Origin of the sequence: Pelagibacterium sp. H642, from assembly GCF_031202855.1 — a bacterium.
Taxonomy (GTDB): domain Bacteria; phylum Pseudomonadota; class Alphaproteobacteria; order Rhizobiales; family Devosiaceae; genus Pelagibacterium.
On sequence record NZ_CP101830.1, the window covers coordinates 404,839 to 418,855 of the forward strand.

At 56.0% G+C, this 14,017-nt stretch carries 13 protein-coding genes; 4 read left to right on the plus strand and 9 right to left on the minus strand.

Going from position 1 to position 14,017, the window contains the following annotated elements; translation table 11 throughout:
* Positions 1-349: 349 nt before the first annotated feature.
* Complete coding sequence (locus NO934_RS20075; RefSeq protein WP_309164374.1) at positions 350-1,321, plus strand: glycosyltransferase; 972 nt, start codon at positions 350-352, stop codon at positions 1,319-1,321.
* Complete coding sequence (locus NO934_RS20080) at positions 1,318-2,457, plus strand: glycosyltransferase family 4 protein (RefSeq protein ID WP_309163993.1); 1,140 nt, start codon at positions 1,318-1,320, stop codon at positions 2,455-2,457. The genes NO934_RS20075 and NO934_RS20080 overlap by 4 nt, the downstream gene beginning before the upstream one ends.
* Here the strand turns inward: NO934_RS20080 and NO934_RS20085 are convergent.
* Together NO934_RS20085 and NO934_RS20090 are read right to left on the minus strand one after the other, a co-directional pair.
* Positions 2,441-3,571 carry a hypothetical protein gene (locus NO934_RS20085; protein WP_309163994.1) on the minus strand — a complete coding sequence of 377 codons (1,131 nt, stop codon included), beginning with the start codon at positions 3,569-3,571 and terminating at the stop codon, positions 2,441-2,443. The genes NO934_RS20080 and NO934_RS20085 overlap by 17 nt on opposite strands.
* A gap of 220 nt (positions 3,572-3,791) precedes the next feature.
* The gene (locus NO934_RS20090; protein ID WP_309163995.1) at positions 3,792-5,006 is read right to left on the minus strand and encodes an O-antigen ligase family protein; all 1,215 of its coding nucleotides are present in this window, start codon (positions 5,004-5,006) and stop codon (positions 3,792-3,794) included.
* A gap of 214 nt (positions 5,007-5,220) precedes the next feature.
* On the opposite strand from NO934_RS20090, the gene NO934_RS20095 reads away from it, so the two are divergent.
* Positions 5,221-5,448 (plus strand): hypothetical protein, encoded by a 228-nt coding sequence (locus tag NO934_RS20095; RefSeq protein WP_309163998.1) that lies wholly within the window; start codon positions 5,221-5,223, stop codon positions 5,446-5,448.
* A gap of 399 nt (positions 5,449-5,847) precedes the next feature.
* On the opposite strand, the gene NO934_RS20100 is transcribed toward NO934_RS20095, so the two are convergent.
* Complete coding sequence (locus NO934_RS20100) at positions 5,848-6,744, minus strand: nucleotidyltransferase and HEPN domain-containing protein (protein ID WP_309164000.1); 897 nt, start codon at positions 6,742-6,744, stop codon at positions 5,848-5,850.
* Between the two features lie 419 nt (positions 6,745-7,163).
* Between NO934_RS20100 and NO934_RS20105 the strand changes: the two genes are divergently transcribed.
* On the plus strand, positions 7,164-8,063 hold the full coding sequence (locus NO934_RS20105; protein ID WP_309164001.1) for a Wzz/FepE/Etk N-terminal domain-containing protein: 900 nt from the start codon (positions 7,164-7,166) through the stop codon (positions 8,061-8,063).
* 309 nt (positions 8,064-8,372) lie between these two features.
* Here NO934_RS20105 and NO934_RS20110 read toward each other — a convergent pair whose 3' ends face one another.
* The 6 genes from NO934_RS20110 to NO934_RS20135 form a co-directional block, all read right to left on the minus strand.
* On the minus strand, positions 8,373-9,260 hold the full coding sequence (locus NO934_RS20110; protein ID WP_309164003.1) for a MurR/RpiR family transcriptional regulator: 888 nt from the start codon (positions 9,258-9,260) through the stop codon (positions 8,373-8,375).
* A gap of 39 nt (positions 9,261-9,299) precedes the next feature.
* Positions 9,300-10,334, minus strand: coding sequence for an ATP-binding cassette domain-containing protein (locus NO934_RS20115; protein ID WP_309164004.1), 1,035 nt, complete (start codon positions 10,332-10,334; stop codon positions 9,300-9,302).
* Positions 10,331-11,086, minus strand: a complete 756-nt coding sequence (locus NO934_RS20120) for a glycerophosphodiester phosphodiesterase family protein (protein WP_309164005.1) — start codon at positions 11,084-11,086, stop codon at positions 10,331-10,333. The genes NO934_RS20115 and NO934_RS20120 overlap by 4 nt, the downstream gene beginning before the upstream one ends.
* Before the next feature lie 23 nt (positions 11,087-11,109).
* A complete protein-coding gene (locus NO934_RS20125) occupies positions 11,110-11,919 on the minus strand; it encodes a carbohydrate ABC transporter permease (protein WP_309164007.1) in 810 nt (269 codons plus the stop codon).
* Positions 11,909-12,463, minus strand: coding sequence for a sugar ABC transporter permease (locus NO934_RS20130; RefSeq protein ID WP_309164008.1), 555 nt, complete (start codon positions 12,461-12,463; stop codon positions 11,909-11,911). The genes NO934_RS20125 and NO934_RS20130 overlap by 11 nt, the downstream gene beginning before the upstream one ends.
* Positions 12,464-12,826: 363 nt before the next feature.
* Positions 12,827-13,927 carry an extracellular solute-binding protein gene (locus tag NO934_RS20135; protein ID WP_309164009.1) on the minus strand — a complete coding sequence of 367 codons (1,101 nt, stop codon included), beginning with the start codon at positions 13,925-13,927 and terminating at the stop codon, positions 12,827-12,829.
* Between the last annotated feature and the right edge of the window lie 90 nt (positions 13,928-14,017).

Below are 14,017 nucleotides of genomic sequence, written 5' to 3' on the forward strand. Positions count from 1 at the left end.
CATCCAATTGCGGCCCCGGCCTCGATCCCGAGGGTCGATCCACAAGCCGTCAACGATGCGACCGAAACGCTCCGCCTGTTCCCTGCTCGAAAAGCAGATCACATTCAACCAGCCATTCTCATGGAAGATCGAGTGTCCGCGCTCGCACCCGCCATAAGCGCGCCGTGTCGCCGGCGAAACGATTAGGCTGGCGGGGACCGCAACTTGATACAGAAACTCACGGTCGATCTGCGCCATGAATAAAATACTATATACTGGCAATTATCGCCTATTCCCGGCAGATGCTGCCGGTCGAAGAGTTCTACATTTATCATCAGCACTTCGTCGTTCTGGACACAGAGTGCTTCTTATGCCGTGCCTAGGTCTGACACCAGATCACACGGTAGAGTTTGATGAGAAAATCGACTATGATGAACATTTATCGAGCGGCGTTCCTTTTTCTTGGATACAGTTGTTTCGGGAGCTGGTCGCCGGAGAGCGTTATCACGCCGCTGTATTATATAATCCATCGAATGCATTATCATTATTACTCCGAATAATGACGCTCGTCCGCGACATCCACGCCGCGCTAGATATCACCGAATGGTATGAATACGATCATCTTTCATCATGGCGCGCCAAGGCAGAGGTGTTTCTCAGAATGAATATTTCATATAAATTATTTTCGCGAATGATATTTATTACCGAATATTTATCGCGATGCTACAATCCCCGTATCGGCAAAGTTATACCACCGCTAGTAGAACGCCCTGCGCGCGGAAGTTCCACGAAGAACATGGAGCTCGTCCCATTGAAGATCCTCTACGCTGGCTTTCCAGGAAAAAAGGATCGCATTGATCTCCTTATCGCTTGGATCAACAAAGTTAATTTTCCTCACGAAATACAGCTCATATTGGCAGGGCCACGCGCCGATGAACTTGACCTTTCATCGTCAGCTCAAAACTTCCAGATTGTTGCTTTAGGTCCAGTGGATCGTGAAACCGTATTCCAACTCTATCGGGAGTGCCACATTTCTGCTATAATTCGCGATGACGCCCGTTACGAATGGGCGGGATTTCCCACCAAATCTGTAGAGGGTTGGAGCCTGGGCGTTCCGGTCCTTGTCATGTCTCATTCCCATTTTGCTAAACGCGCGAGAGAATATGGAGCCGCGGCTGTGATTGAAGCATCCGATCCGGTTGGATCGTTGGAGCGCGTACTTTGGAAGATCTACTTAGAGGGTGACTACCTAGATAAAATGCGTGCAGCCTCTTTCCGGCTCAGCAGAGATCATCACCAAGTGGCCGGATACGTCACCAGCATGGACGACATCGTGTCATGAAGTTCTTGTTCAACGCAACTACCAACATTGGCGGCGGTGGCGCCAAAAACTCGGCTGTATTCATTCGACAGGCGATTAGGTTGGGTGTTCATGAATGGCATTTCGCCGTGTCGCCTCAGGTGGCCGCAATCATAAACGACTGGAATCTACCGAACTCAGATATCACCATTATCAGCGAGTCCCCGGCGCGCTCCGTTCGTGCACGGCGGGCTTTAAAGCAACTTCAGGCCAACGGTGACTTCGACCTCGTCTTTACAATGGCTGGCCCTGCATATGTGCAATTTAGTTGCCCACATGTCATGGGTATCAGTAATCCCTACGTATCCCACGTTGATTTGAGTACGTTCCTTTTAACGCGCTCCCCGCTCAGGTGGCTTCCCGACGCACTCAGAATACTTTATCAATCTTACCATGCTAGGAAAGCGGATCGTCTTATTTTTCAGACTGCTACCGCAAGAAAATTTTTTTGTGGTCGACTTCTTTATCCCATAGACCGAACAGCTGTGGTTCCCAACGCATTCGACGCAGACGTTTTTTCCGATGTTCCCCCACCATCGTTTGAAACACCGGTAGTCGTTTTGGTGCCGGCCATGGCCTATCCTCACAAACTTTTGGATCAGGTTCCGGTGATCGCGTCACTCTGTGGCAATCTCGGCGACCGCAATGTCGAATTTCATCTTACTTTGGATCCTGGCAGCTCGGAGTGGGATGCGATTGCAAATAGGGCGAGAAAACTTGGCGTAGCTGAGCGAGTAAGGACCCTCGGCGTCTACAATTACGTCAACGCCGCAAACGTGTTCAACAAATGCGATATCGTCCTATCGCTAAGCGTGCTTGAGACGTTTTCAGCGACGCCGCTTGAGGCGTTCGGGGCCGCGAGGCCGCATATCACCGCGGACCGAGCGTGGTCTAGAGAGATATGCGGGGACGCTGCACTTTACGTCGAACCACGTGACCCTGAAGCTGTCGCTCGAACCATCCATACATTGATTGCTGATGAACGATTGCGCCGAAAAATGATCGCCGCCGGAAAAGAAAGGCTTCGCCAATATAGCGACCAGTCAACACGCTTTCTCAATCTGATAAGGGTTCTTGAGCAGGAGATTGAAAATTGTCGGTTTAAAAGCGGCGTGTGAAGCCGATCATCGCCAAATTCTGCACGACGACTATTCCGCAAATGACGCTTATCCAGGACACGGGCGGTAGCGCGGGCAGCACCCACGTTGTCGCAATCAACGCCATAGTCGCGACGTCGATAGATAACTGGAGCCGCTGCTTCTGATGAACTCGATATAGTTGGCGAAAGGGCGCTGATATAAGAAAGCTTGTCGCAGCGATTGCTACTGCCGGGCTCATGGCTGCAGCCAGTTCCCACTCGTTGCCCAGGATCCATTGAAACAGGTTCGGTAGCCAGAAAAATGATGAGATGGCCGCGACAACCAACAACATAGTCAGCTTGCTGAAATGTATTCCGGATAGTATTTCTCGAAAGCGTTGAGGCTGTTGGCTTATCTCCGTCAGAAAAACTAGGCCGAACCCGAATGACATAATGACCACCGGGGCCCAGAGCAGGCGATAGGCGACACCATAGTGACCAACTATACTTGGGTCATAGATTGCACTGCATAAAAGTATTGGCAGGAACACCACGCCTATCGAAACCAATTCCTGCGCCACGCCCCATACCGTGAAATTTTTATTGCGCAGGATAACCTTCACGATCTTGAAAGAAGAAGGTCGTTTGGCCCCCCACAACGATCCGCCAAGGAAGGCAAGCGCCGCAGTAATCTCAGCCGCTAGCAACCCTAGAACAAGCCCGCTCGAGCCGAAGGACCGAAGGCCAAACTGCGCCCCTACCGCTACTCCGGCGCGTCCGACCGTCAGAATAGCAATATGCAAGTTGGCGGATTTTCGCGCCAAAGCTGAGCGACCAATGTTTGAGACTGCCAATGCGGCTCCCAAGATCACCGCGAGTACAAGCGTATAACTGCCAAGCAGATATGCGACAGTGCCTATTGAAACCGCGATTGCTGGTATCGTGACTAGCGCTGCCGCCGTAATTTCCCGCGCCTTTCTCGCGGATCGCGTGATATGTAGTGCTATGTGCAGTTGAAGACCACTTAGTACAGCGAATACAGAAGCCCAATTAACGATAATCGTTAGATGACCATATGCGTCGGCATCGTATATTCGCGCCAGAAGAATCGTACCGACAAACTGTAACGCCTGCGCAGCAAACCCGGCAATCATGAGTAGCGAAGCAGAGCGGGCAAAATTCTTCAGTTTATTTTCCTTTTATGCCGAGGTGCAGACCGCAGTCATGAGCTTCCACCAATTGAATGGAAACTTGCACAACCGAATTCTTCGCTAGACTGACGTTGTTGGACACATACGATGCACCAGTTATCTCCTCCATCTGAATTCCGACTATGAGGTATCTAGCCATCGTGCACTTGCTCCCGAAGCATGCCTAGCCATCGCCTAGATTACGCTGCCGCCCGGGATTCGCAGCGCCCTCTGATAAACAAATCGCGAACGCCAGGGCTAGCCATATGGGAACAATGAGGTCAATTTGGCCGGAACTGGCAATTGGAACGTAGAAGCATCCAAGAATAAGAAATACGGCAGACGCAAGCTTTGCCGCGTGGGATTGAATCGCTAGGACTATGGAAACTGTCAGCCCCGCAAAGAGAAACATCCCCACCAACCCGGTGGTTAAAAGAATGTTCAAAAGCTGGTTATGTGGTTCCAACCCAAGATCATTAACAGTGGGGAAAGATCCAGGACCGATGCCAAGCCAAGGGTAACGGCCCACCCAAACCAGCGCATCGTTCCAGAGCACAAGCCGGCCCGACAAGTCTCCTGTTCCCCGCGCGGACAAAACATCGAACCACGCAAGCACCGGAGAAAGTAGCCCAGAGGGCACAAGGATAGCCGTGACACCCAAGGCGATCGCAAATCCAAGGCGAAGGTTGGAGCTGATCTTAAGTGATAATAGTGCCGCTGCTATTGCCAACAGGAACGAAAATTGCGCACCGCGAGTACCCAGCATCACCAGTTCGATGCCGATCAAGGCGACGGCCGCGAACAAGACCAGGCGAACAATCAGATGCACGCGAAGAAGCCTCAGGACCACCAATATCACAAAAGAGCAAGCTGCTAAGGCGTAGCCGGTGTGGTTGGCATTATGCCCATCAACAGAAAAGCGCCGACTTTCTTCCGCGACGTGCATATAGGCATCTTGGGACAGGAACGGAAAAGTCAAAAGAGCGGCCACCATGCACGCCAATGCCAAACCAACTAGCCGCTTGCGTCCTCGCACAAACTGCAGACAACCAAAGAAAGCAATAAAGCAAATAATCCACCAAGCGGTTATTTGAAACCACACCTCGACATTGATGGTCCACATGATACTGGCTGCGACCAGCCCGCAAAAAACGAGCAAAACTACCGCTGGCAACACCGCGGCGGGTCGCATCCTAAGCATCAACGACGCAATTGACACCACGGACAGCAGCATGCCCAGCGCAACCGGAATTAAGACCGTCGTTCCTGGGACGTATCGGTAGGTCGCCCATGGCCCTGTTGCAGCAAATAGCAAAACCAACACGTAACCTACTGCGGACAATGGTACCCGCAAAGGGTTCATCAATATAGACTGCTCAAATGTCTGCTTCTGCGTCATAAGCGTCCCGCTCTGGTTGGTCGAGCGGGATACTCGACTAAACATGCAAGCGTGTCGACCCTTGCAGCGTTTGGACGTTCCGGCAATACGATTCCGAAGCCCTCATCGGCTTGAATGCCGACGAAGCCGCGCTGCCCACCTCGCCGCGCATCCTCAATCCGCCATTCTCAACAGCGACTATATCGAGGGCTGTTAGGGCACGCTTTCTCAGGCAATGCAGAATCCTATCGAAAACGCGCTTGGCGAGATCGGCCAGTCGATCGTGGCCATCCTCTCCAACATCGAATCGCGGCGCGCCGAGATGCTGCAGATCCAGGAAGCGCTGGAAGGCTCGGTTTCGGCCGACGACATCATCCAGACCCTGCCCCCCCCCCCGATTCCGCGCAATCGCGCGGCATCATCGCCCAGGCCGTGCTCTTCGGTCTTGGGATCGGGTTCCTAACGCTGATCGTTGCCTTCATCGGCAGCGGTTTCAAGGCAGCAAGCCAGAGCCCCGGTCAACTCGACAAGGTCAACCGCATCCGCTGGGCCTCCTGGCTCAAGGCCCTGCTAGCGCCTACGCAGGTAACAACCCTCGCCACCGACAAACGTTCGCTGCCACCGGAGCCAAAAAGTTCACTACTGATTACGTCGCATCGAGCTTGCCTATGGCATCGACATCGACTTGGCTACTCAAGGAGGGCTTATGACAGCAGCGAGAGGATTGCCGTGGCCGTTGATGGCGAGGTCGTGGTGGAACCGGCGTCAACTTCAGCGCCCCTCACCTTTGACCGATCGGCGGTGAACCTGGCCATTTTTCGCAGATTCCCCCGGCATTGATTGGGAATACCTACCCCTCAGGCTAACTCTTCAATACCTTGAGGTGCTCGCCGCACACCACCTCAACCAGCTCGTGCAGGTGTTCCGTCCGTTCCATCAGCCAGTGCAGCGCTTCTTCGCTGATCTCATAATGCTTTGAGTATCGGGCCTTCACATAGGCCTCGTTCAAGATGTTGAACCAAGCATCGTAGCGATGCTGGTCGCGCGGCCAAGCGTCCACCAGCCGTAAGTCGCGATCCTCGGCAAGCTTACGAAGAAACTTGAGGTTATGCGAAGGCGGGGTGTAATTGGTCAGCACCAGCAGCACCGTTGCATATGCCTGTTCTACGGCCTGGTGAAGTTCAAAGGCGGCCTCATTGAGCATCGTTTTGGAAAGAGCGTACTTGCTCAGTTCCAGCCTATTGCCGGCAGATCGAAACCGTTGTGCAAAATGCTCTCGCCCAGCATCAAGCTTCTGCTCTGACGTGAGTGCGCCCGGCTCGGCGAGTTCACGATCATCCATCTCATAGAGAACCACCCCCTCTCTGCGAATGTCAGCAAAGAAATATTGCCCATTGCGCAGGAAGTTGTTCACGTCCCGCGCCGAGTGCACGATCACGCCGACCGGCACTCCAATCAGCGGATCGCGATTGAGATGATCCGTGGCCCGATCCCAGAACTCATATTCGGCAAACCGCCGCTCGTTAACGATCACCAGGATATCGTAGTCCGAGCGATAGCCTTTCATCGTATGGGGTTCATCGACCCAAGTACCCTTGGCGTAGGAGCCGAACAGGATGATCTTGAGGATGCGGCCGCGGCGTTTGGCTTCTGATTTTGCTTCCTTAAGTGCGTCCTCGAACTCCTCGTGGATGATCTCGACGATGCGAGCAATCTCGCGCTGCTTGCGCTCGGGCAGATGGTCAAGGCGCGATTTCATCGAAGGAGGCGTCCCATGGTCTGCGGTGGGGTTTTGCGATCGAGGGGGTCGCACAAACTATGCCTAACCCGGAGTCCCGTGACAACCGATCTGACTAAACGATGGTCTTCTTGCTACCTCATCAATCCTTGAATTTCTTAGCTCTGAAGGATTAACCCTTTGATGCGCTGGGGTCGCGCCGACCTTTGCCTCGCGAGCGACCGTAGCGGCATGGTGGAAATGCTGAAACGAAGCAGGCGAGAGGTGTTCCGCCGGATGTCGGGGGAGGCCGCCACACCCCGCGCTTTGACAGCGCGCGATTTCGAGGCAGCGGACACCTTCAGTTTTCCATCACAATCGGTGCGTAAGAGGTGACGGAGAGACGCTTGCGCCAATGCAACGCTTTGCGTAAACGATCCGGAACCAAGCGGAGACGGTGAATGACGGAATCTGAAACGGCCAACGACGAAATCAGCCTTCTCGATATTGCCGTGGTTCTGGCCGAGAATTGGCTGTTGCTGGTGGTCGTCCCCATACTGGCTGCCCTTGTCGCCTTCGGCCTACTCTGGACGCTGACGCCCCGGCAATACGATTCCGAAGCCCTCATCCGGTTGAATGCCGACGAAGCTGCGCTGCTTACCTCGGCGCGCATCCTCAATCCCGCCCTTCTCAACAGCGACTATATCGAGGGGTATGAAGGCACGCTTTCTCAGGCACGTCAGGCGCTCGTCCAAAACGATCTGACGATCACCGCACAGGAAAACACCAGCCTCTATCGCTTGAGCATCAGAGGCCGCACGCCCGAAGGCGCGCAGCAGCTCCTTCGGGCCATCATCAATTCCCTTGTCGAAAACTCGACGCCGACACCCAGCCAGCGCGCGCGTCTCGAACTCGAGTTGCAATTGGCCGAAGCCTCGGTTTCCGAACTCAATGCCACGCTCGAACGTCTCAACCGCATAGCCGATAGCGTGGAGTCGGGCGGCTCGGCCTCGCCGACCACGCTTGGCGAGATCGGCCAGTCGATCGTGGCCATCCTCTCTAACATCGAATCGCGGCGCGCCGAGATGCTGCAGATTCAGGAAGCGCTGGAAGGCTCGGTTTCGGCCGACGACATCATCCAGACCCCGACCTCCCCCGATTCCGCGCAATCGCGCGGCATCATCATCCAGGCCGTGCTCGTCGGGCTTGGGATCGGGTTTCTCATGCTGATCGTTGCCTTCATCCGCAGCGGTTTCAAAGCAGCAAGCCAGAGCCCTGATCAGCTCGACAAGGTCAACCGCATCCGCCGCGCCTTCTGGCTCAAGCCCCTCTCGGCACCCACGCCTTCCTCGCAGGCCTAGAGGAACGGTGCGCGGCGAGCGATCTTGTCGCATTCGAGTACTCGGATGAAGGGTAGGCAACAACCAACCACGACAAGCGCTCACTGCCACCTGAGCTAAAAAGGGCCGCTACTGATTACACCGCATTGACCGGGAAATGCCTTCCCCTCAGACTAACACTTCAATGCCTTGAGGTGCTCGTCGCACACCGCCCAACCAGTTCGTGCAGGTATAGGCTTCGTTCAAGAGGTTGAACTAGGCTTCATAGCGATGTGGGTAGGGCATTATGCGAGCGCTCCCATCCATGTGTCCGACGCACCGTCCGGGTCTCTATCGTGGTAGGCGCGCGGGCAGGCTGGCGCGAAAAGCCTTAAAACTGTCGAGCGCGCGCAAGGACTTGCCGTCGTCAATTGATGCAAGATCGAGAATGATCGCGTTGGCAACAGTCATGGGAACGACAAGGGACTGAGATTCCCCCACCGCCCCGCGGGACACCGAAATATGGTGCTCGGGCGCCGGCTCGAAACGTGCACCGCGCATGTCGGTAATGGCCATGGTGGTGGCGCCACGCGCATGAGCGATTGCGCGCACATCGTTGAGCATGGGCTCCGCACGGCGAAAGGCGAGAAGCAAAAGCGCATCCTGGCTGGTGATTTGATCGATCGTCTCGGGCAGTTGGTGCATCTGACTGCCAAGATCTATCGATGGATAACCGGATCGATTGAGGCGCAGGGCGATCAGCGCCGCCAGAGATCCGAAATGCCCGCGCCCGAAAATGAAGATGCGCGCGCTGTTGCGGATGCATTGGGAAAACTGGCGGATATCGCTATCCGATACCGCGTTGCGCACCTGTTGGAGGGCGGCAATCTCGCTGTCGAGCAGGGAAGCCAGAATGCCGCCTTGTTCAGCCTTGACCAGACGCGCCGCCATACGCGCTGCAGGGTTCTCGAAATCCCCCACCGCGTCGATGAGGCTGGACCTGATAAAGGTACGGAACTCGGGGTAGCCGTCAAATCCCAGACGGCGGGCCAAACGCACTGCCGATGCCGGGTGCACTCCGGCGCGGGAAGACACCTCACTGCCATTGTCCATCGCCGCGCGCACCGGATCGCTCATGAGCACATCCAAAAGCCGTGTATCGGCCTTGGTCAGCTTTGCGGTATTGAGCGCAACGAGGTCGGCCAGCATCTTTGGCACCTCGTCGTGACTGTCAGTCATAGTCCCCCCATGCGGTCATATGCGAGCTTGGCGCGCACTCTAACGCGCGTTATTGGCCATCGCATCGCCGGTCGTGCGATCAAACAGCAAAGCGTCGGTGTGCTGGTAACCGATCCAAAATTGGCTCGGGTCGTTGGGCATGGTCTTGCGCGGCACAGCCAGGGTCAAACGTCCCACTGCGGTATCACAATGGAGAATGGCCTCTGCCCCGGTCATTTCCGAGAGCAGCAGGCGCGCCGGCCAACTCGGGCCGGCTGGCTCGGCGTCATGGGCTACCAGGGCCTCGGGCCGAAACCCGGCAATCACCGATGTGCCGTTTTCTAGGCCCTCAGTTTTTTCCCCATCGACAAAATTGATGGCCGGCGAACCTAAAAAGCTCGCAACGAATGTGTTGGCAGGCCGGTCATAGATGGCCTCGGGCGTATCGAATTGGAGCAAATGGCCGTCCTTAAGCACCGCTACCCGATCGGCAAGCGATAATGCTTCGGTCTGGTCATGGGTGACATAGATGATTGTCGCGCCGAGCTGACGGTGCAGCTGCTTGATCTCGGTGCGCATGGCGACCCTTAGCGCATTGTCGAGATTGGAGAGGGGTTCGTCCATCAGGAAGGTCGAACTGTTGCGGGCCATTGCACGTCCCATCGCAACCCGCTGGCGCTGCCCGCCCGAAAGCACACCGGGTTTGCGATCAAGATAGGGATAGAGCTGAAGCGTTCTGGCCACCTCCTGAGCACGGCGATTGCGTTCGGCTTTGGGTATGCCGCGCAACTCGAGCCCAAAAGCGATGTTTTCGCGCACGCTCATATGGGGATAGAGCGCGTAATTTTGAAAGATCATGGCAATGTCACGATCCTGCGGCGCCATATCGTTGGCGCGCTTGCCATCGATCACGATATCGCCCTGGCTGCAGCTCTCAAGGCCTGCGATCAACCGCAACAGGGTGGACTTCCCGCAGCCTGAAGGCCCTACGATGACGATGAACTCACCGGGGTCGATCGCCATATCGATGCCGTGCAAGATCTCAGGTCCACCCGCATATCGCTTGCGAACGTCGCTCAGAACGATCGAACTCATTCCATGACCTCATTGCGCGCGTTCCAGAGGGTTCGCCTCTCGATGGCAAGGCTCGGCCGGTCGCTTGTGAACACTTTGGCGCCAAGGGCGAGGGCCTTGTCGATCTGCTCAGCCGAATGGGCGCCCCAGCACCCAAAGTCCAGTCCGGCCGAAACAATCTCGTCGCGGAGGGGAGGGGTGGCCTGGTCGATATTGATGCCCAATTCGGCGACATCATGCTCGATGGCCACGGCAATCACTGAGCCGATGCCACGGGCATCAATCAGTGTGGGGTTGACCAGCCAAAGGCGCGGACGATCGCAGGCCGAGCCGATTTCCACGAGCGTTTCAATGTTGAAAGAGGAAAAGATCGTGCTGGCAAGGCGGTCATGGGCCTTAAGCTGTTCGATCACGGCAGGGACGAAGTTGCGATAAGGTTTCCCATCGGCTCCGGCTTTGATTTCGCATCGGAAGGCGACCGGGCTATTGGCAAAGACCTCGCACAATTGCTCCAGCAGCAGCGGATGTCCGCCCGCGCCTTCCTTTATGGTTGCGGCGCAAACCTGGGCCATGGGCATTTGGGCAATGATGCCGGTGCTATCGGTCGTGCGGTCCAGGGTGGGGTCATGATGAACGACGATATGGCCGTCAACGGTGGGATGAACGTCGAACTCGACTTCTTCGAGCTCCATTTTTGCTGTGGCGATGAAACCTTGTCTTGTGCTGTCGCCAAATTCCAGCGTGCCGCCGCGATGGGATGCAATACGGGTCAAAGCGTTTCCTTTTTTGCTCTTGGTTATTTTACGGCGCCGGTCGTCATGCCGCGCACGAGGTGCTTTTCAACGAAGGCAAAGCCAACGATGACCGGGAGCATGGAGATGGCCGATGCTGCCATGACCAGGGGCCAATCGATTGCGCCCTCGCCGGGGTTGATCCTGTAAAGGCGGGAAAGGCCGAGCTGGAGGGTATAGAGATCTTGATCGCTGACCGCGACGAGCGGCCAAATGTAGCTGTTCCATTCGGTGATGAAGATATAGAGCCCCATCGACAGGATGGCTGGCTTGGATATGGGCACAATGACCCGCAACAGCACCTGAAGCGGCCGCGCCCCGTCCATATAGGCGGCCTCGTCGAGCGCCCTTGGGATGCCGCGCATGTATTGGCGCAAGAAGAAGGCGGCGAACCCGTTCGAGATGGCGGGCAGGATCAGTCCGGCATAAGTGTCGAGCAGACCCGCATTGGCCAGGATAAGATAGTTGGGGATGAGGCTGATATGGCTGGGGATCATCAGGGTGGCAACCGTCAACCCGAACAGCAGGTCGTTGCCCGGAAAGCTGAAGCGCGCAAAGGCGAATGCAGCCATCACGGCCACAATCAGCCCAATGATGGTCACTATCCCGGACACGATTACGCTGTTGAGCAGGTAGCGGGCGAAGTCATACTGGCCAATGGCGCGTGCGTAATTGTCGAGCGTAAACTCGAGATCGCCGGTGTAGTAGGCGTTGGCGGTCTGAAACGACATCCATATCGACCACAGCACCGGCAAAAGAAACACAATCCCAACCGCCAGGGCGAGCACAGTGAGGATGGGTTGTCTACGAACCATAGTGCACCTTCCGCCCCAAAATCTTTGACTTCGCAAAGGCCAGGATCACCAGGATCACAAACAGCATCACCGCCAGTGCCGAGCCCTGTCCGATATCGAAGAGATTGAAGCCGATGCGATAGAGGAGGGTGACCAGCATGGTTGTTGCGCCGGCCGGTCCGCCATTGGTCATCACGTCGACGATGGTGAAGATCTGAAAGGCCTCAATGACCGAAACCACCAAAAGAAAGTAGGTTGTCGGCATAACGAGGGGGAAGGTAATGCGGCCAAAGACATGGAGCTTTCGTCCCCCATCGACGGCAGCGGCATCGTAGAGTTCGTTGGGCACAGCCTGAAGCGCTGCGATATAGATGATGATGTCGTAGCCGAGTTGCTTCCAGGTGTTGACCACAATCAGCGCCGCAAGCGCCAGCCACGGGGTCTGCAGCCATTGGACTTTTGCAAGACCAAGCGCCTGTAAGATGTCGTTGGCCATGCCGTAATCGGTCGAAAACACCCATGAAAACACCACGGCGATCGAAACCGTGGAGGTGACGGCGGGCAAAAAGAGGCTCCGCGCAGAATGCGGGCGGCTGGGGTTTCCCGAACAAGAAAGTTCGCGATCAGCAAGGCGAGTGCCAGCCGCACCGGTACCGAGATGGCGGTGAAGATCGCGGTCACCCGGAGCGCGTTCCAGAACTCGTGCGAGCTTAGGATCAGCTCATAGTTTTCCAGCCCAACAAAGGGGCGCTCGACCGAGAGAAAATCCCAATCGCGGAACGAAAGATCAAGGCTGGTCAGGATGGGGATATAGGTAAACACCGCGATGAAGCCGATCATCGGGGCGACCAGGAGATAGGGGGTGAGTTTGCGAACCATGCCAGAAGCGGACCCTTCGATCAGGGTCCGCCCTTTTCTTGAGTGCCGATCAGCGTGCCAGACGGTCCGCTTCAGCGCGGGTGCGGTCAGCGAAATCGGAGAGAGCTTCTCTCACCTCGCGCTGGCCGAGCGCCACCGCTTCCCAAATGTCGTACTCACCGGTGCGCATCCAGGTGACAACCGGGGGACGGGGACGTCCTTGGGCGAAGTCGAGCTGATTGATCGCGGTATCGATACCCGGGTTTTCGGCCAGAGCTTGGATAGCGAGAGGCTGGTCGGGCGTGTTGCGGTTGATCGGCATGTAACCGGTCGCAGAAAACCACGCGGCGTTCGATTGGGCTGAGGCTGCAAAGCTGATGAATTGGTAGGCGGCATCCTGAACCTCTTTTTCGGCCGAGGCGAGGATGCCGATGCCGGCGCCACCAATGGGAACCGAGCACGTCTTGTTGCAAGGCATGGGTCGGACGGCGAGGTCCTCACCCAGAGCCGAGAAGGCATCGCCATAATTGCCCGTTGAGTTGAACATGATGAGGTTGCTGTCATTGCCCATCACGAGCCCCCAACGCGCGAACTGACCGGGGGCAGCAATGCCAAATACGCCCTGATCGCCGAGTGCGTCCTGGACCTGCTGAGCCACCCTTTCGACATCGGCAAAGGTTTCAAGATCGGGCTCTTCGGTGATGCCGGCGCGCTCGAGAATGTCGCGATTGTAATAGAGAACCGGGGTCGAGGAGTTGAACGGAATTATGTAGTTTTTACCCTCGTAGACACCGACTTCACGCGCGAAATCGTAAAGGTCGTCGCCCAAAGGATCGGCATCGAGATAGGATGTGAGATCGATCAACGCCCCGCGGTCTGCAAAAAGGCCATAGCGGGTCACTTCGAGGATCACTGCGTCGGGCGCCCGGCGGGCCGGAATAGCGGCCTGAAGACGAGTGACGATGTCTTCGTAGTTGCCCACATGTTCGGCCTCGATGTTGATATCGGGATTGGCCGCTTCGAAATTCTCGATGATGTCAGCCAAGGCTTCGCCCGAAGAACCCCCGAAGCTGTGCCAGAATTCGACGGTGACTTCGGCCTGCGCCGCTGCAGTGCTGCTCAAAAGCACCATAAGGCTCGCAGCCAACCGGTTATGCAATTTCTTTATCATTTTCTCTAACCCTGCAATTTGGATTGCAGGATTGTTAGGTCATCGGTGCAACAGTTTCTTGAATGCGAAGTGACGGTTATATGAAGCCGA

Bases quoted from the DNA above. Each gene is read 5' to 3' on its own strand.
- NO934_RS20085 (WP_309163994.1), bottom strand. From the start codon at position 3,571: ATGATTGCCGGGTTTGCTGCGCAGGCGTTACAGTTTGTCGGTACGATT.
- NO934_RS20075 (WP_309164374.1), top strand. From the start codon at position 350: ATGCCGTGCCTAGGTCTGACACCAGATCACACGGTAGAGTTTGATGAG.
- NO934_RS20135 (WP_309164009.1), bottom strand. From the start codon at position 13,927: ATGATAAAGAAATTGCATAACCGGTTGGCTGCGAGCCTTATGGTGCTT.
- NO934_RS20080 (WP_309163993.1), top strand. From the start codon at position 1,318: ATGAAGTTCTTGTTCAACGCAACTACCAACATTGGCGGCGGTGGCGCC.
- NO934_RS20090 (WP_309163995.1), bottom strand. From the start codon at position 5,006: ATGACGCAGAAGCAGACATTTGAGCAGTCTATATTGATGAACCCTTTG.
- NO934_RS20100 (WP_309164000.1), bottom strand. From the start codon at position 6,744: ATGAAATCGCGCCTTGACCATCTGCCCGAGCGCAAGCAGCGCGAGATT.
- NO934_RS20095 (WP_309163998.1), top strand. From the start codon at position 5,221: ATGCAGAATCCTATCGAAAACGCGCTTGGCGAGATCGGCCAGTCGATC.
- NO934_RS20105 (WP_309164001.1), top strand. From the start codon at position 7,164: ATGACGGAATCTGAAACGGCCAACGACGAAATCAGCCTTCTCGATATT.
- NO934_RS20125 (WP_309164007.1), bottom strand. From the start codon at position 11,919: ATGGTTCGTAGACAACCCATCCTCACTGTGCTCGCCCTGGCGGTTGGG.
- NO934_RS20110 (WP_309164003.1), bottom strand. From the start codon at position 9,260: ATGACTGACAGTCACGACGAGGTGCCAAAGATGCTGGCCGACCTCGTT.
- NO934_RS20115 (WP_309164004.1), bottom strand. From the start codon at position 10,334: ATGAGTTCGATCGTTCTGAGCGACGTTCGCAAGCGATATGCGGGTGGA.